The 16,978-nt window shown below is 36.2% G+C and carries 17 protein-coding genes and 3 pseudogenes; 11 read left to right on the forward strand and 9 right to left on the reverse strand.

The window, feature by feature from the left end; all coding sequences use genetic code 11:
• Positions 1-75: 75 nt before the first annotated feature.
• Complete coding sequence (locus tag M0696_RS13255) at positions 76-642, forward strand: dihydrofolate reductase family protein (protein ID WP_222143209.1); 567 nt, start codon at positions 76-78, stop codon at positions 640-642.
• Positions 643-1,284: 642 nt separating this feature from the next.
• On the opposite strand, the gene M0696_RS13260 is transcribed toward M0696_RS13255, so the two are convergent.
• Positions 1,285-1,467 carry a rhodanese-like domain-containing protein gene (locus tag M0696_RS13260; RefSeq protein WP_246609277.1) on the reverse strand — a complete coding sequence of 61 codons (183 nt, stop codon included), beginning with the start codon at positions 1,465-1,467 and terminating at the stop codon, positions 1,285-1,287.
• The gene (locus tag M0696_RS13265) at positions 1,451-1,912 is read right to left on the reverse strand and encodes a molybdopterin-dependent oxidoreductase (RefSeq protein WP_168767823.1); all 462 of its coding nucleotides are present in this window, start codon (positions 1,910-1,912) and stop codon (positions 1,451-1,453) included. Before M0696_RS13265 ends, M0696_RS13260 begins: the two co-directional genes overlap by 17 nt.
• A gap of 261 nt (positions 1,913-2,173) precedes the next feature.
• Here M0696_RS13265 and M0696_RS13270 point away from each other — a divergent pair, with 261 nt between their 5' ends.
• Complete coding sequence (locus M0696_RS13270) at positions 2,174-3,052, forward strand: LysR family transcriptional regulator (protein ID WP_168767824.1); 879 nt, start codon at positions 2,174-2,176, stop codon at positions 3,050-3,052.
• 474 nt (positions 3,053-3,526) lie between these two features.
• Here M0696_RS13270 and M0696_RS13275 read toward each other — a convergent pair whose 3' ends face one another.
• The gene (locus tag M0696_RS13275) at positions 3,527-4,657 is read right to left on the reverse strand and encodes a response regulator aspartate phosphatase (RefSeq protein ID WP_084995809.1); all 1,131 of its coding nucleotides are present in this window, start codon (positions 4,655-4,657) and stop codon (positions 3,527-3,529) included.
• Between the two features lie 409 nt (positions 4,658-5,066).
• Here M0696_RS13275 and phrE point away from each other — a divergent pair, with 409 nt between their 5' ends.
• The 4 genes from phrE (at position 5,067) to M0696_RS13295 (ending at position 8,065) form a co-directional block, all read left to right on the forward strand.
• Positions 5,067-5,201 (forward strand): phosphatase RapE inhibitor PhrE, encoded by a 135-nt coding sequence (gene phrE / locus M0696_RS13280; protein ID WP_084995811.1) that lies wholly within the window; start codon positions 5,067-5,069, stop codon positions 5,199-5,201.
• 109 nt (positions 5,202-5,310) lie between these two features.
• Positions 5,311-5,724, forward strand: coding sequence for a CDI toxin immunity protein (locus tag M0696_RS21150; RefSeq protein ID WP_425523455.1), 414 nt, complete (start codon positions 5,311-5,313; stop codon positions 5,722-5,724).
• Between the two features lie 114 nt (positions 5,725-5,838).
• Positions 5,839-7,764, forward strand: coding sequence for a ribonuclease YeeF family protein (locus M0696_RS21075; protein ID WP_222143210.1), 1,926 nt, complete (start codon positions 5,839-5,841; stop codon positions 7,762-7,764).
• A gap of 13 nt (positions 7,765-7,777) precedes the next feature.
• Positions 7,778-8,065: a hypothetical protein gene (locus M0696_RS13295; protein ID WP_014664698.1), complete on the forward strand. Its 288-nt coding sequence runs from the start codon at positions 7,778-7,780 to the stop codon at positions 8,063-8,065.
• Positions 8,066-8,101: 36 nt separating this feature from the next.
• Here the strand turns inward: M0696_RS13295 and M0696_RS13300 are convergent, their stop codons facing one another.
• The 4 genes and pseudogenes from M0696_RS13300 to M0696_RS13315 form a co-directional block, all read right to left on the reverse strand.
• Positions 8,102-8,920, reverse strand: a complete 819-nt coding sequence (locus tag M0696_RS13300; RefSeq protein ID WP_084995576.1) for a peptidoglycan recognition protein family protein — start codon at positions 8,918-8,920, stop codon at positions 8,102-8,104.
• A gap of 44 nt (positions 8,921-8,964) precedes the next feature.
• Positions 8,965-9,387, reverse strand: a complete 423-nt coding sequence (locus tag M0696_RS13305) for a phage holin family protein (RefSeq protein ID WP_003246208.1) — start codon at positions 9,385-9,387, stop codon at positions 8,965-8,967.
• A 44-nt stretch (positions 9,388-9,431) separates the two neighbouring features.
• Positions 9,432-10,040, reverse strand: a pseudogene (locus M0696_RS13310) (phage portal protein); the annotation flags it as partial.
• A 262-nt stretch (positions 10,041-10,302) separates the two neighbouring features.
• Positions 10,303-10,704, reverse strand: coding sequence for a hypothetical protein (locus tag M0696_RS13315; protein ID WP_248602047.1), 402 nt, complete (start codon positions 10,702-10,704; stop codon positions 10,303-10,305).
• Between the two features lie 456 nt (positions 10,705-11,160).
• Between M0696_RS13315 and M0696_RS13320 the strand changes: the two genes are divergently transcribed.
• From M0696_RS13320 to M0696_RS13335, 4 genes and pseudogenes are all read left to right on the forward strand, one after another.
• Complete coding sequence (locus M0696_RS13320) at positions 11,161-12,003, forward strand: sialate O-acetylesterase (protein WP_222143416.1); 843 nt, start codon at positions 11,161-11,163, stop codon at positions 12,001-12,003.
• Positions 12,000-12,527 (forward strand): PadR family transcriptional regulator, encoded by a 528-nt coding sequence (locus M0696_RS13325; protein ID WP_222143417.1) that lies wholly within the window; start codon positions 12,000-12,002, stop codon positions 12,525-12,527. Before M0696_RS13320 ends, M0696_RS13325 begins: the two co-directional genes overlap by 4 nt.
• A 580-nt stretch (positions 12,528-13,107) precedes the next feature.
• A complete protein-coding gene (locus M0696_RS13330) occupies positions 13,108-13,629 on the forward strand; it encodes an ImmA/IrrE family metallo-endopeptidase (protein ID WP_222143211.1) in 522 nt (173 codons plus the stop codon).
• Positions 13,622-14,020, forward strand: a pseudogene (locus M0696_RS13335) (sigma-70 family RNA polymerase sigma factor); the annotation flags it as partial. The gene M0696_RS13330 and the pseudogene M0696_RS13335, both read left to right, overlap by 8 nt.
• A gap of 120 nt (positions 14,021-14,140) precedes the next feature.
• Here the strand turns inward: M0696_RS13335 and M0696_RS13340 are convergent.
• Positions 14,141-14,338, reverse strand: a pseudogene (locus tag M0696_RS13340) (recombinase family protein); the annotation flags it as partial.
• Between the two features lie 219 nt (positions 14,339-14,557).
• Complete coding sequence (gene bltR, locus M0696_RS13345) at positions 14,558-15,379, reverse strand: multidrug efflux transcriptional regulator BltR (protein ID WP_222143212.1); 822 nt, start codon at positions 15,377-15,379, stop codon at positions 14,558-14,560.
• 123 nt (positions 15,380-15,502) lie between these two features.
• On the opposite strand from bltR, the gene blt reads away from it, so the two are divergent.
• Entirely contained in the window at positions 15,503-16,705 is a 1,203-nt protein-coding gene (gene blt, locus M0696_RS13350) for a multidrug efflux MFS transporter Blt (RefSeq protein ID WP_222143213.1), read from the forward strand.
• The last annotated feature ends 273 nt before the right edge of the window (positions 16,706-16,978 follow it).

Raw genomic sequence — 16,978 nt, forward strand, 5'->3', positions numbered from 1 at the left:
ACGCAACTTAGTCTATCTGGTGTGAGAGTGGGAGAAGAATTTCTACCAACTTCTTATGTAAAGGGATGAATAGTTATGACAAATAACTTAAAACAGAGAAAAATAATTTTAGATTTAGCAGTTACTTTAGATGGTTTTATTGAAGGGAAAAATGGAGAAGTTGATTGGTGCATTATGGATCCTGATATGAGGTTTACTGATTTCTTAAATCAAATTGATACTATTTTATATGGTAGAAAAAGCTACGATTTATGGGGACAATATATTCCAAAAAATGAATACTCTGATACAGAAGAGGATATTTGGAAATTGGTTCATAGTAAAAAGAAATATGTTTTTTCCAGAACACAAAATGAGATTGATAATCAAGCCATATTTTTAAATGATAATATTCTTGAAGAAGTAAATAAATTGAAGAAAAAGCCTGGCAAAGACATCTGGCTATATGGTGGAGCGAGTCTCATTAAAACTTTTATAAATTTGGGGCTTGTTGATGAATTTAGATTATCTATTCACCCTGTTGTTTTGGGAGAAGGAAAACCGTTGTTTATGGATTTAAAACAGAGGATAAATTTAAAAATGGTGAATACAAGAACATTTTCCTCTGGCGTTGTGCAGATCGTTTATCATTGGAATGGCTAAAAAAATTTTCCCTCCAAAATATACATTGTAAGGTAACACTCGACAGTTATTTTTCTTATTGAACTAAAGGGGAATCCATAAATAATGGGTTCCCCTTAATATACTATGGAATTATCAATATCAAATTTCAACAGAGCTAAAATTATTCAATTTTTTGTAATAAAAGAAGATTGAAAAGGACGGCGTCTTCTCCATTAACATAATTAAGCATTATAGTATATTTCCTTCTCCCTCTTTTAAGTAATCAGCTAAGTTTTGTATTTATAAAAAAACGAAAGAAGATGATCCCATGCACACTAACAATTATCCTGATAATACAGAACAGTTAATGGTTTTTCAAATTGGGGCAACGGATCATACCCATGCTGTAACAAAAACTCGGAATACATCTCCAACTTCCGCGTTGGGGTGGAAAAGCCACTGACTTCTCCATTCATTTTTTCACTATATTTACAATAGTTTACTTGTAAGGGGATTGATATCCCTGCAGGCTGAGAACGAAGTTGATCTAATGTTAAATTCAAAGGCGAATTCTCAGGTAAAGGCGCTAATAACATTAAAGCATTCTATCACGATCATTTCCAAAAAGTGTTTGAACCGCAAAAAAACCGCAAACTTTTCTCTGCTGTTTTATTCGTTAAGTCACAAGACTTGATCTGAGTTTGTGACAGGAAAGTTCATTTCTTTCCATGCTGCAATACCACCGGTCAATTCTTTGACTTTATATCCATGTTCTAATAAAAACTTAGCAACTTTGGCAGCTGTATTGCACCAGACATCCCAACAGTAAACAATAATTTCTTTATCCTTATTTTGATCCCTCATCCCTTGCCCATTGGCAGACATTTGTATGGGAAATATAGTTGGGAGTGCCGTAAAGATTCATCAAGCGCTGCAGGTATGGTCCCCAGTTAAAACTTCCGCTCGCACCAACAGTTGGAAAAGTGTATGACACTGATTCTGCCCCTGTTTCAGAACGAATTTGTTTTAACTTATCAGTAATGGTTTGTATGGCTTCTTCCCATGTGATTCTTTCCCATATCGGTTCTTGTCCCTTTGAGTTAGTTCTTTTTAAAGGGAATAGAATACGATCAGGATGATTGACTATTTGAGGGGCTGACGCTCCTTTTGGGCAGATTCCCCCATTCGGATGACTTTTATCTGGAATCACCTTTTTTAACCGATCATTTTCCGTAATGGATATAACCCCACATTTTGAAACGCATTGCGAACAAAACCCCGCTCTTTTTTTTTCACTAGTATTCATCATACTTCTCTCCTTTTTAAGGTTGAGTTAAATAGTGATAACAAAAAACTAGGAACCTTTTCGGTCGAACATAGTTTGGAATACATCTCAAATACGGATCACATATTCTAGAATTCCTTGTGATTCTTATCCAGCTTTTGTTGAATGTCTTCTGCTTGTCTACGGTTATTGTTATTATCTTGAAGCTTTATTCTCTTTTATGGTACATTAGATTTCATCATAAATAAAATGCATATTAATCATATAGGAGATAACAAGAACGATATGAATAGATCACAAATTCAACTGATTGTTAAGATATCGGAAACAGGAAGTTTTACAAAAGCTGGTGAAGAGCTACACATGACACAGCCTGCGGTAAGTCGTGCCGTAGCAACGATTGAATCGCAATTAGGGACGAAGTTAATTAAGAGAAATAAGAAGAACGGATTGTTTTTTACTGATGTAGGAGAGCGTGTCTTAATTAATTTTAGAAATATCCTGGGTGAATTACAGAAAGTAGATGAATTAATTGCAGCTGAACAAGGATTAGAAATAGGCAAGGTTCATATTGGAGCTTACCCAACTGCATGCACTAGGTTTATTCCCAAAATTATACGGACAATGGAAGATAAGTATCCAGGTCTTGAAGTCAAGATTTCGGAAGGAAGTGTAGATCAAGTCAAAGAATGGTTACGTTCTAAATCTGTTGATGTAGGAATGATTATTCCTCCTGTAGAAGATTTCGATATCGTGCCCTTAACGAAAGATCAATTGATTGTCATTATGCACTCCAGTAATCCTTTATATCAGAAAGAAACAATAGGTATTCCCGACTTACAAGATGAGGATATAATAATTGGAAGAGGCGGTTATGAGGTACAAATTCACTCTTTATTTAAAGATTTTAAATTGAAGCCTAAAGTACGGTTTGTCATTGATTATATAGACACAGCATTATGTATGGTACAAGAAGGATTAGGAATTACAATTACAACGAAAAAAAACATTCTATCACTACCGGAAAATGTTGTTTTTCGTGAATTAAAGCCAAACACGTTTAGAGAAATCGGTATAGCTGTTCCAGATATGAAAGATATCTCTAAAGCAACAGATGTCTTTATCCAAACAGCTCGTACTCTTTTCGCTAATGAAAGTGATTAAATGTCGCTCGCTGCTTTTTAAATTACCACTATGAAACTTGCGACTAATTGTGCATTTGATGGAGGTGCACCTTCATTGACTTGTATTTGATGCCACGTCATAGGTACTCTAGAGAAATTGAATCACTCTAAAACAAAAAGATAAGGCACTCAACAAGTAGTTGTAAATAAAAAAGTTATTGCGGTCTCACTGAAAATTGAATTGTAATTATCGTGTCTTATTATCTTTTTATCTCTCCTTAAAACTAAAATTAAACGTAAAGGATTTAAAAGTGGATTTCCTTTGACTCAATTAGCAAGTTTAAACCCAATACATCAATAAAAAACCCCTCTATTAAGAGGGTTTAATCTGATCTGTTTTCATGTTTGATTGCGGTCAGAAAGTTGGTGATATGCAATATCTTGCTCAACAGTAAAAGTAGTAACGAGACCTAAACTTAAAGTTACTGCAGTAAGAATAATGATTACGCCCTTTTTAAAATTCATACAGGCATTCTCCCCTCTGAATTTGTTTTTGCGTTTCAAGCATTTTTTGATGATAAACATATGATGTTTCAAATTCCTTTGATTTTGCAAAAACTTCAGCCGTATCAATTGCGATATCTTCCACATACGCATAATTCTTATTTCTTTCTAAGTAATCAATCGTTTTTTTGATTCCCACTTGATCTACTGCATTAATATAAAGTGCTTCCAAATACTTTTGCAAGGACACAAAAAGTTTATCACCTTGGGATATTGCAGCGGATAAACCCTTTTTACTCATTTTTATTGCTTCACTTGTTTTCCCTTGCTTAAAAAGAAATTTAGCGTATGTAAACAGTGAATGTGGTAAATTGCTCAACTTAGCACTTTCTGATACCTTGGCAGCCTCATTTAAGAAATGATCTGCTTTATCATTTATTCCTAAATCTGCGTAATTCTTTCCGAGATTGTAGTAAGCCGAGCTAAGCAGCCTTTCATTGCGCTCTAATTGTTTGGACAACTCTAAGGCTTTTTCAAGGTGCGGCAAGCTTTTCTCGAAATGTTTAAAATCAACGTAATTTCCAGATATCACGAAATGACATTGTATTTTTCGCACTTTATAAAGTTCATATTGATTATAAATGTCCATCGCTTGTTTAACATGGTGCATCGAGATATGATTTTGCTTCATAATATAGTAAGCTTCAGCCAACTTAAAATGAAATTCCGCCTTCTCAATATCATCATTAACATGAGTAAGGTGTTTTTCTGCTTCTCGATAAAAACCAATTGCTTTGACATATTCCCTCTTATCAAACTCATACATTCCACGAAAAAACAGAGAGTAGTAAGACAACAGACCAGTTATCCCCTTATTGGATGCTTCTATTTTTTCAAGCAGTTCATCAATAGTTGGCCTGATTCTTGTTGTAACTGGTTCCAAATAATCTAACATAAGCTGATGACGGAATTTCATTAGAGAGAAGTAAATAAGTAAATACTCATCTTCCTCCATCTGATTGATCTCTTGTTCCACCTCAGCCTTTAAAATCTCTGCATCCGGGACACTAAATTGACGTATCATTTTATACCATTCATTGATCTTTACGCCAACTTCTGACGATGATAAAACCGGATTCACAGGACCCCTCCTTTTATGTCTTTTTATGTAATATTCTAACATTTCCAAAAAGTGTTTGGACCGCAAAAAAACCGCAAACTTTTTTATTCGGTTTGTTCATAATAAAAAAGCAGGCATTATGCCTGCTTTTTTGTAAGGACTCTATCCGTTCTTTCTCCTGTATAACGGTAAAGAAAGTTATTCAAGTATTTTTATGATATGGGCTTTTTACGTATTTTATCCGTTGCACCTTACTATGATAATCCTCATTAAAGAATTATTTATAGTATAATACTTTTCACAAACATTCTGAAATTGTTTTCATCATAAAAGGTGTAGCATGATATGCGCAGGACGAATAGCAATAGACTATCATTCCCCTAAAATAGTGTATATACTAAAAAGCAAATATCGAAAGGGGAATGCATGTATGAAATCTAAATTGTTTATCAGTTTATCCGCCGTTTTAATTGGACTTGCCTTTTTCGGATCTATGTCTAATGGCGAAATGAAGGAAGCATCCCGGAATGTAACTCTAGCACCTACTCATAAATTCCTTGTTTGATTCGATAAACAACATTAGTTCTGATTCCCTTTAGCCGTTTCATAACGGCTTTTTCTTATTTCTAATACTGAAAAAATCCATCATACATAAAGCTTTTGAGGTGAACATTTTGGACTTATTTGATGAATGCTTAGAAGCTCTAGGAAAAAACAAAGAAATCTTATCAGAAGAATTAACGGCAAAATATTATGAACTACTTTCAAACAGTTTTCCCTTTACATCTTGGGGACGAATCAAGTGGGAAGAAGTTTGTTGTCACCAATCTATAGATTACGAGGAAGAGATTTACGATTGGCTAGCTAAACACCATTTTAAAGATAGAAACATTATCATTCTATGGGGTTACGGAGAACAGCCAGCATTAAAAACTAGTCTTGAACATGCATTAAACGTAATTGATGATGTAACTGCCGTTGGTTCAGATACTTTTATGTTTAGTGAATCCGGCTACGTTATCGAATTTTTCCATGATGGCGATGTTACAATTGGAAAGTGCCCTTTCTTGGAAACGATTAGCAAATAGGTAAAATGACACAGATCTAACGATTCATTTCCACCCTTTGATCCACATAACAGTTAGTTTCATCATTCTTCCATGGTAATATTTTGTTATATGATTAAATGAGAGGGTATGATTATGAAAGTCTTTGAAGCTAAAACACTTATGTCTGAAGCTACAGACCGAGCCAAAGAATATAAAGAACTAAGGACGCAAATGGTCAACTTGAGAAAAGCCTTACAAAGCGTCGCTGAACTTGACGACAGCGAATTCTCAGGTAAAGGCGCTAATAACATTAAAGCATTCTATCACGATCATGTTGGTGTCACTGATCAATGGATCGACTACATTGACATGAAGATCGCATTTTTTAACAGCATTGCCGGAGCTGTCGAGGACAAGGGCCTCTCTGATGCTTATATTGAAGAGTCTTTTTTAGAACATGAACTGGCTAACGCCCATAAAAAATCCAAATCCATCATGTCTGAACAGAAAAAAGCCATGAAAGATATTCTAAACGATATCGACGACATCCTCCCGCTCGACTTGTTTTCAACAGAAACCTTCAAAGATGAGCTTGCAGATGCCAATGATAAACGTAAAAAAACAATTGAAAAACTAGGTGATCTTGACGAAGATTTACTGACAGAATATGCTATGTCAGTACCTAATGAACAATTCATCAAGTCAGACTTCCAAAAGCTCCAAGAAGCAACGGGCAAAGGCAAAAACGCTACGCCCATTCACTACAACGCCAAGGCGTACCGTGAGAGTGATATACATAAGAAAAAAGGTGATATTGAGAAGCGAACGGAAGCTTATTTGACGATTAAAAAGAAAGAAGAAAAAGAACGGGAAATCAAAGAATTACAGAAAAAGCTCAATACGTTGGTTGATGATCCTGACGAGTATCTAAAAGTTGCTAAAGAGATTGGATACGACAACCTCACCACTGAACAACAGGAGTATGTTAAATCCCTCGAGTTTTGGGATAATCCTCTTCGAGCGACCAAGGATATTTTGAAAGAACAGATTGACGGTGTATATGAAGGTTTATTAGCCGGTATAGATGATACAGAGAAGACAGTTAAAGAATATTTAGCCCCTATAGATGCGGCGGGTAAAAAATATCTAGGTCCAGTATATGAATACTATAAAGGCAAACAAATGGCATATTATGATTTTTCGAAAGAAACTGGTGAAGGGCTCTTAGGAATTGTAAAATTCGGGATCGATCTTGGTTTAGATCCAAAAGGAACGATAAAGTCCGTTTTTGAATTCGACTATAAAAAAGCCTGGGATTCTACTTGGAATGAGGTAAAAGAAAGCTGGGATAAAAACTTTGTACACGGAGATATGTATTCACAATCGCACTACACCACATATTTCACTTTAAATGTAGCCAGCTTATTCATATCAGGTGGCGGTGGTGCTGTTACAAAGAGTGGATCCGTCGTTTCAAAAGTCGGGAGAGTCGCAGAGAAGGGAATCAGCAAGTCGGGTAAAAAAGGGGTAAACAGCGCCGGAAATGTTGGTAAGTCTGCATCAAAAAAAGTAATAAAAGACACCAAAGATTTTGGGGAACTTTTAAAAAAAGGTTTAGATTCAATACCAAATCCTTTTGCTAAGAAACTTCTGTTAGCTAGTGATGTTCCTATAAATGTGCTAAACTTACAAAAATCTGGACAAGATACAATTCAACAAATTAAAAAGTCTTTTGATGTTGATCATGATTCTAAGGGGAATGCTAATAGTAGTAAGGTTACCAGTGAAGCTAAATCAGTACCGAATATGAAAGAATTTTTTAATGATGGATTTGGAAAAAGTATAAAAAACAATGTTACAAAAACAAAAAATCAATTCCAAGGCCAATCAATCTATGAAGTTAATAAAAAATTGGATAATCCGTATCTGAAAAAAGGAGATAGATTTTATTTAGATAATTTGCACAAGGATCATTTAGAAGTTTTCGATAAAAGAGGAAATTTAAGAGCAGTGTTGAATTTGGATGGAACATTGAACGAAGTTAAGACTAAGAATGCCATTGGAAGAAAATTAAAATAGGTGGTTATAATAGATGAAAAATATTGATAAAATCTTTAGTGCTTTAAAAGAATTAAATGAAAAATATAATAGTACATTAATTTCAACAGAAGAACTTTTAGAGGAAGAGGAAAATATTAAAGAACTTCCGCAAATAGATGAAAGAATGAATAAAATTTTAGCTAATTTAAGTCAAATTGAAGATAAAGAAAAACTAACTTCTGAATTACTACAGTTACATTTAGTAATAGGTGATATAGAATGGCAGTTTGACCAAATACATGAGATGGTTAGACAGGTAATCGAAAATATTGAGGATTAATATTATAAAAAAGGCCTCTTGAAAAGAGAGCCTTTTTTATTTCATTAACGCTTCAATTTTCTCTCTAGTCTTAGGTCCATAAATTCCATCAGCAGAAAGGCCATGCATTAACTGGAATCGTCTAACTGCATCTGCTGTTTTCGGACCGTATACGCCGTCAATACCATTATTCTTCGCTCCTTTATCCGGGTAGAAGTATAGTGCTGCCAGTGCTTTCTGAATCTGAGTTACCTTTTCCCCTCTCATCATTGGGCTCTTCACTTTGAAAATACCGGGCGGGAGCTGGTAGGACGATTTTTTACTGTTTGAGTTTGTTGTTTTCTTTTTTGCTGAGCTTTTTTTGCTTGAGCTTGTTTTCCCGCCCAACTTTTTCAATTCTGCTTCAATGGCAACCTTAACTTGATTCCATCTTCCCTCTGACAAAATACGGTGTGGGCAATACTTGCCGTTCCAGTCTTGGTGCTTGCGGACTCGATCAACACCCCATCCGCGTTCTTTCAGTAGTTGAGCTACAAACTTAATAGCGAGTTTTTCCGCTGCCTTATATCGTGCCCCTCCTGATTTGCTATAACAAATTTCGACACCAATCGACTTACGATTCCCTGTACCGTTTGTTCCATCTCCTGTGTGCCAAGCGTTACGATTCGTTGGAATACCTTGAATGACTTGCTTATCGTCTACTGCAAAGTGAAAGCTCGTTGAGCTAGAGTTATTCTTCATATATGAAATTTCATTGGCTGCTGAAGCATCATTTGCAGTGTTGTGAATAGTGATGTATTCAGCTTTCATAGGGTTAGGACATTTCAATCCATACTTTGATTTGGAGACTAGATTCTTTACAACTTTAATGGCCATATATCCTCTCTCCTTCTGTCTGTGTAATAAAAAAAGCCACTGGCTTAGCCAGCAGCTTTGTCTGCGTTATTCTTACTCTGTTCTTTTTCGTTCTCAATTGTTTGTAATCGATCTGTTATTGATGATGGTATTTTAACACCGATCTGTGCTAAGTTTTCAGTTATTGACAAACCTTCATTAGCGATATAAAAAAGAACGGTACCAAAGGTTAAGACACCGTTCAAATTGAGTACTGTATCAATCACGTTTGCTAAAATGACCGCAAAGAAATTGAGTAGCTTGCGGACATAGCCAAACCATGCGCTTCGGCTTCGCAGTTTTTTGAATTTCCATGCCTTGATTACTCCTGTTAAAACGTCAATTATGCTAAGTACTAGAAGTAAATCAAGGTACTTCACCCCTCCAAATAAATATACTCTTGCTAAATCTAATGTTTCAAAATTGATAAACAAACTTGTCTCCTCCATTCTAATCACCTCCTCCGAGGCAAATAAAAAAGGACAGCCGGATCTTATGAGACGGCCGTCCCTCTAACTGAAAAGTTTCCATTTGTTAAAGCTGTAAGCTCCATAACAATTTCTTTAAAGCCAGTAATGTTAAAAGACCAAGCTTCTGATTTCCCTTTGGTGCTAGTGGCAAATGTTCCGTCATCTACTTTCTGCCCTCTAAGGGCTCTTTTTGTTCCCGATAAGGATTTACCCCAGAACTTCAATTCACTTGTCTCAGCCGTCCCATAAACCTCAATGAGTAACGTTTTGAATGATCCAACGGTGAATGGGTTACCCTCACCTATGGTTTCTGTTTTATCGTGAAAGACAATATCCATTGTTTTTGCTTGAGTGTCTAATGAGCTAAGGTTCAAGCCTTCAGTTTGAACTTTTAAACGACCATCATTAGTTAAACCGTTTTTATCTAACTGAACTGACAACGGAGCAACTGCTGTAATAGGAACAGTGTGGTTAATGTTTATATCCTCTTCACCTGCGCCCAGTGACTGTTATAGTAAAAATTCAGATTGCTGTAGGTTACCATTTACATATCTGAAACGGAAATAGCGTTTAGTTAAATGAATCCATGCAGTCTCACCAAGTGTATTTGCTTTAACAACCAATGAAGAGATTGCGTTGGTTTTACCGCTTCAATTGTTGTCTTATTCAAATCAAAGTTGAGCAGTGTTTTACTTTTTATTTCAGGGATTGGAGGACTTATATACACTGACTGGTTCTACTTAATACCGGCTATACTTATGATCATCCCTGGAATCATGGTATTTGTAAGGAAAGAAAAAATCGCTCCTAAATCAGTTTGAACCTGAACATAAAAGAACCGCGACTGGCGGTTCTTTTAGTGTATATTCCTATATTAAATAAACTGCTTCATTATTATTGGACAGTACCATAATCAAAATCAATATCTTTCTTGTCTAAATCCCCCTTAAAATGTTTAGCATAGGTCATGGTTAAATGTACGCTTTTATCTATCCACCAAGTTCCATCATCAGTATTAGTATCCCAAGTAACATCGATATCTCTGTCAAAATTCTCAAAAAACACCAAATTCCCAACAGCTACTGTTTTTCCGTTGATCTTGTAATATATTAAAACAATTTTCTTATCGAATATACCTGTCCCGTGCTTTACGATTGTTAAACTATAAGGCTTATTAGGACATTGCTCTTCAAGTATAACTTCAGGATTTAAAAATAAAACATAACAAATGAATAGAATTGGTACAATCGTTAACCTTTTAAATAATTTTTTATTAATATTTAACCCCTTCAACATAGCCCTCCCTTTTTAACAATCCATTTCATTTGGGATACACCCCCATCATTGAACGTATTTCCTATGAAAAATGATTTTGAACCTCATAGAAACCCTTACAAGACAGGTTTTTTGTTGTTTTTTCATTGTTTATCAAGACCTAAATCAAAAAAAGCCATAAAAAATAAGGAGTGATACATATTATACATGACTAATATGTATCACTCCTTTAGTTTTTGTTCAATAATCGCGCCCGATTGTGGAAGATCGTTATTGAACGAAAGCCACCGATAGTTGGATAAGAAAAAGCAAAAGAACTTGCTATTTCTCAAATACATCCACCAAATTTTCAATGTTAGTTTGTTGTTCATACATACTAATAATAAAAGTAAAACCTTATTAAAACTTTACAAGACAAACTGAATTGACTATAGTCTAATTAGACTAAAATATTGATGTAAAGAAGTGAAAAATGAGATGATAAAGTCTTTTTTAATGTTGGGGCAGTCGAATATGGCGGGGCGTGGATTTTTGAATGAAGTAGACCCTATCTATAATGAAAAAATAAAAATGCTGCGCAATGGACAGTGGCAGATGATGACAGAGCCGATTAATTACGACCGTCCGGTTTCCGGCGTTGGCCTGGCGGCATCTTTTGCAGATGCATGGTCGAAAGCTCATCCCGATGAAGAAATTGGCTTGATCCCTTGTGCGGAAGGTGGCAGTTCATTGAATGACTGGCATCCGGAAGGCATCCTTTTTCAGCATGCTTTGTCCGAAGCCCGCTTCGCCCTCCGGTCCAGTCAAATTTGCGGAATCCTTTGGCACCAGGGTGAGAGTGACAGTTATCAGTCGCTACATGAAACTTATTACGAGAAATTAACTCTTATCATCGAGACGCTAAGAAACGAGTTGAAACTTGATGAGATACCGTTGATTATTGGAGGGCTTGGTGACTTTCTTGGGAAGACCGGTTTTGGACAGCACGCGACTGAATTTCGACAGGTTAATGAACAATTGCTGCGTTTTGCTAATGAACAACAGAATTGTTACTTTGTTACTGCATCAGGTTTGGCTGCGAATCCTGATGGCATTCATTTAGACGCAGCTTCACAACGCAAATTCGGTTACCGCTATTTCGAGGCTTTTTCGAAAAAGTACCATATCCTAAAACCCATTTCGGGAGAGGAGCAATCACTGAAAGTGAATGGTGACTATTCTAAAACAGAACAGATTTACCTTCATAGTATGGATTTGGCTTCGGGGAAAATCACGTACGCGGAATTTGAGGCGCGGATGGCGAAGGTGATGAAACCATAATTCCTTTACTTATCCTTGGCTTGCTAATCCAAAACCCCGGAGCTCACGGCTATGAACTTCTGGCCTTAATGGAAAAACGTCATTACAAATACATTGTTAACTTCACAAAAGGTTCATTTTATTACAATCTGCAGCAACTTGAAGAAAAGTGTTTTATTGAACAGATTCAGCATAAACCCTCAACCAGTGGGCGTGAAATCCGTAACTTTAAAGTCACAGAATCGGGAAGGGCAGAATTCGAAAAATTAATGATCAAATACGGCACCAAATCGGAATATGTGAACCTGCAATTTTATGGGGCGTTACTCTTTGCCGATGAATTCGACAAAAATAAATTACTGGATCTGATCCAATCACAAATCGATCAGACTAAAACACGAATCGAGCTCCTTGATGAATACCTGTCCATCACTCAAGAAATTCCCGGCACAATCAATTACTTTCGCCGTATGAACGAAAATTCCCGTTCACATCACTTAGTTAATTTAGAGTGGTTCGAAAAATTGAAAGCTGAAATAGAGTGAACTATTGCATAATAAATAAATGCAATGTTAAATATATAAGAATATTAGTTACCTAAATATAAAACCTGTGTCGTAGATATCTAGTAACATCATTGATACAGGTTTTATACTCCTTCTTTAATTAAACCAGTAATAGGGTTGTCAACACTTGCCCCCCAACAAGAGCAAGTGAATCTGCTGCGTGTTCTTCTTTTTCAATCCTTCGTATTCATAACCACTTTTTACACCTATTTAGTATTCAAGTAAGTCAACTGATTTTTCTCCTTCTTCCGCTAAACTGCTGCTTTAGTCGAACAAGAAAAAGTGATCTCCCTTAAGGAAGAATCACTTCCTCTAATTAACCAGGCAGTGAAGGTGAACATCGTTCTCGACATAAACTAAAATTTTTTATATACCTCTGCGTAAGCAACTTTCAATTGATTGATATTAAACCCCTCCAACAAGAAAACTCCGTTTAACAATCCATTTCATTTGGATAATCCTGAATCTTTTGGACGTTTTTCCTAAAAAAGTTGTGTCTTCCCTATAATATTTAACGAATCCAATTTTTAGATTGTCGTCTTTAAGGAGGTTTTTCATCTTGAGGTGTACAAACAGTCATTCAGAGGATTGGATTGAAAACTTATACAGGAAGATTGATATGACAGAACCTGAACAAATTAATTTTGAACGGATTGCCGAGGCTTTAGATATCAGGCTTTTGTTTACACCTGCTTCAGGCTTCGCACTAAAGCACAGCGGGATTTATAATATATGTTTGGACAGCCGAAAAACCCGAATTGAACAATGGTATGATTTCGCTCATGAATTTTGCCATATATATAGACACGAAGGCGATAAAAAAACAATGCCAGCAACCTGGACTGATTATTTAGAGTGGCAGTCCAATTATTTTACATATCACTTTTGCATTCCAACTTTCATGTTGCGTGACATCAACCTTTCGTACATACAAACACATGCAATTGAAAATGCAGCTTGGCTTTTTAAAGTATCCCCTTCGTTCGCTAAGAAACGTTTAAGCATTTATTACAGAAAACTGACTCAACATTTATTTAATCAAACACGGGAAATCTGTGCACCCCCCTTTTGTAATGAATAATGAAATCCTCATGCATTTGCGCGCATTGAAAAAAACAAAAAAAGACGTTTCCCTTCATGATCCGATCGGGCAGGATAAGGAAGGGAATGAAATAAGCCTGATTGACGTTTTGAAATCAGAAAACGAAGACGTGATAGATACGATCCAACTCAATATGGAGCTTGAAAAAGTGAAACAATACATTGACATTTTAGATGATCGTGAGAAAGAAGTGATTGTCGGGCGGTTTGGGCTTGATTTGAAGAAGGAAAAAACGCAGCGTGAGATTGCCAAAGAACTCGGTATCTCGCGCAGCTATGTATCACGGATTGAAAAGCGGGCGCTGATGAAGATGTTTCATGAGTTTTACCGGGCGGAGAAGGAAAAGCGGAAGAAAGCGAAGGGGAAATAACGCAGAAGAGGCCGGATCTCATATTCCGGCTTTCTCTATTCATTTAAAGGTTTCTTTTCATTGAAATAGAAAAAGATTTATGAAAATCATTTTTTGTCATCACTGATAGCTCTCCAAGATAAGCCGGTCTGGGTCGTACCAAATAACCTTACTAGTCCGCCCTTTACTTGCATCCTCCCTCAAACGATTCAAAGCCGGACGTATACTTCAGCACATCCTTAGTCCCCGCTTCTTTATACAGGCCTCAATCTGACTGTCAATGCTCGATCCCTTTATCGATTGTTCCTCGGCTGACACCCTTACATATATCGCTAGCATCTAGATGTCCTGCCTATAAAGTTTTAAAGATAGCAATCGTTAATGCATTTGTCAGCTTTTCGGCCCTTCGATGATTATCTCCTTCATAAAATGCATCACCCCTTAGGTAATGAATGTAATGTAAAGAATGTTTGTTCTAATAAGGAGATTTTCAAGAGTATAAATATCTTGAAATCAAAATCACAGTAACTTGTTATATTGTCGATCTTAAAATCAACGTTACCCCTCCTTAACTTGCAGGAGGATTTTTGCATATGTATTTTCATATCCGTCAACTACCATCTCATCCAGCATATATTCCTCATATGCATTGTCCCCTATTTGCATTCCATTCTTTTCAATGAACTCAATGATTCTGCGGTAAGCCTCTTCAGTGTTTCCGCCTATTTCATACCCAACTGCATACAGGCCCTTTGGCCGAATATGATAATTTATTTTCTCTATCCCACCTTTTACTTTTATATAAAAGTAACTGTAATTGTAGAAGTCTTTTTCTAATATTTGTTCCCGTGCAAAGATTCCGCCTATCGGATACCCTTCATCTAACTCATATTGTTGAACTTCATGAATGAGTTCTGAAATGGCAGCCACATATTTTCGTTCCGGCAAGTTTAATGTTTTTCGGCTTAACATGAATTTTTCTTCATGTAAATATTCAAAAGAAATCGAGGAAAAATCAGTTTCAAGTGCTTGTTCAGTAAGAGCCACTTTTGTTTGTAAGATCGCTTGCAACTGCTTAAGCTCATTTATTTTTTTATCAATCTCAATGGACTTTTCTTTTAGAACATGCAGGATCTTGTCTGGTGTTTTTCCTTTTATTAGACACTTTATTTCTTTTAAAGGAACCCCAAGCTCTTTAAACAGACTGATGACTTGAAAAATCTCAAATTGATGATAGGAATAATATCTATACCCATTTTCTTTTTTTATTTCCGGCGAGAAAAGACCAAGCTCATCATAATGAAATAAGGTTTGTTTTTTTACACGGCAGAGCTTCGAAAACTCACCTGTTGTGAAATACTTCCTAACATCTTCGCTCATAAAAACCTCCTTGACTATACGGTAACCATATACCTTATGATTTGATTGTACTTGAAAAGATCTTTAATCTACAAAGAAAAGGATAGACAAAGAAGGTTTCAATTTTAGTAAAGGGGACTTCAGATGAAAAAATCTATAAATGACCAAAAAACGATATTCATTATACTATTAAGCAACATCTTCGTAGCCTTTCTTGGTATCGGTTTAATTATTCCAGTTATGCCTTCTTTTATGAAAATCATGAATTTATCTGGAAGCACTATGGGTTATCTTGTTGCGGCTTTTGCCATATCTCAGTTAATTACTTCACCTTTTGCAGGAAGGTGGGTTGACCGTTTCGGGCGAAAAAAAATGATTGTTCTCGGTTTGCTTATATTCAGTTTATCAGAGTTGATTTTCGGATTAGGGACCCATGTTTCAATATTTTATTTTTCGAGGATATTGGGTGGTATAAGTGCAGCCTTTATCATGCCCGCTGTAACAGCATATGTAGCTGATATGACAACCCTAGAGGAAAGGTCAAAGGCTATGGGGTATGTTTCTGCTGCAATTAGCACTGGCTTTATTATTGGACCTGGTGCGGGCGGGTTTATTGCCGGCTTTGGTATCCGCATGCCGTTTTTCTTCGCTTCCGCCATAGCATTGATAGCAGCTGTATCTTCCGTTTTTATTCTAAAAGAGTCATTGTCACTAGAAGAACGCCATCAACTCTCATCTCATATTAAGGAATCAAGTTTTTTTAAAGACTTGAAGAGGTCCATTCATCCTGTCTATTTTATTGCATTTATTATCGTCTTTGTAATGGCTTTCGGTTTATCAGCTTATGAAACGGTATTCAGCTTGTTTTCTGATCATAAATTTGGTTTCACACCAAAAGATATTGCAACCATTATTACGATCAGTTCCATTGTTGCGGTAGTTATTCAAGTTTTACTATTCGGGAAATTGGTCAACAAACTTGGAGAAAAAAGAATGATTCAGCTGTGCTTAATAACCGGAGCGATCTTAGCTTTTGTGTCTACTATTGTGTCTGGATTTTTAACTGTTTTGCTTGTCACTTGTTTTATTTTTCTGGCGTTCGATTTGCTGCGACCGGCCTTAACTACTCATTTATCCAATATGGCTGGTAACCAGCAGGGTTTCGTAGCAGGCATGAACTCCACATACACCAGCCTAGGAAATATATTTGGTCCTGCTCTAGGCGGTATACTATTTGATCTTAACATTCATTATCCGTTCCTTTTTGCAGGTTTCGTTATGACTGTCGGCCTTGGCCTTACAATGGTTTGGAAAGAAAAATGGAATGATGCTTCAGCCTTGAATTAACTTTATTCTCTTGACATTTGGATAGCAGGAAATGCCTCTGAATAGGCACAAAAAGGAAAGGTCATCTTTATTTGATCGGCTACATGTTTCTTGAGGTGAATATAGTTTATCTCTGCCATCACCCTAAGCAGAAGCCTGATTTTATTGATACCTGTCCTCTTCCTATATTTCTCGGACGTATATTGCTTGCATTTCCGTTAGCCCGAGGTACAACAACATTATTTATGATCATCCATTGAAAATTATCCTTTTTGGAATTAGAAACATAAGGAG

This window comes from Bacillus rugosus (assembly GCF_023238245.1).
Taxonomy (GTDB): Bacteria; Bacillota; Bacilli; order Bacillales; family Bacillaceae; genus Bacillus; species Bacillus rugosus.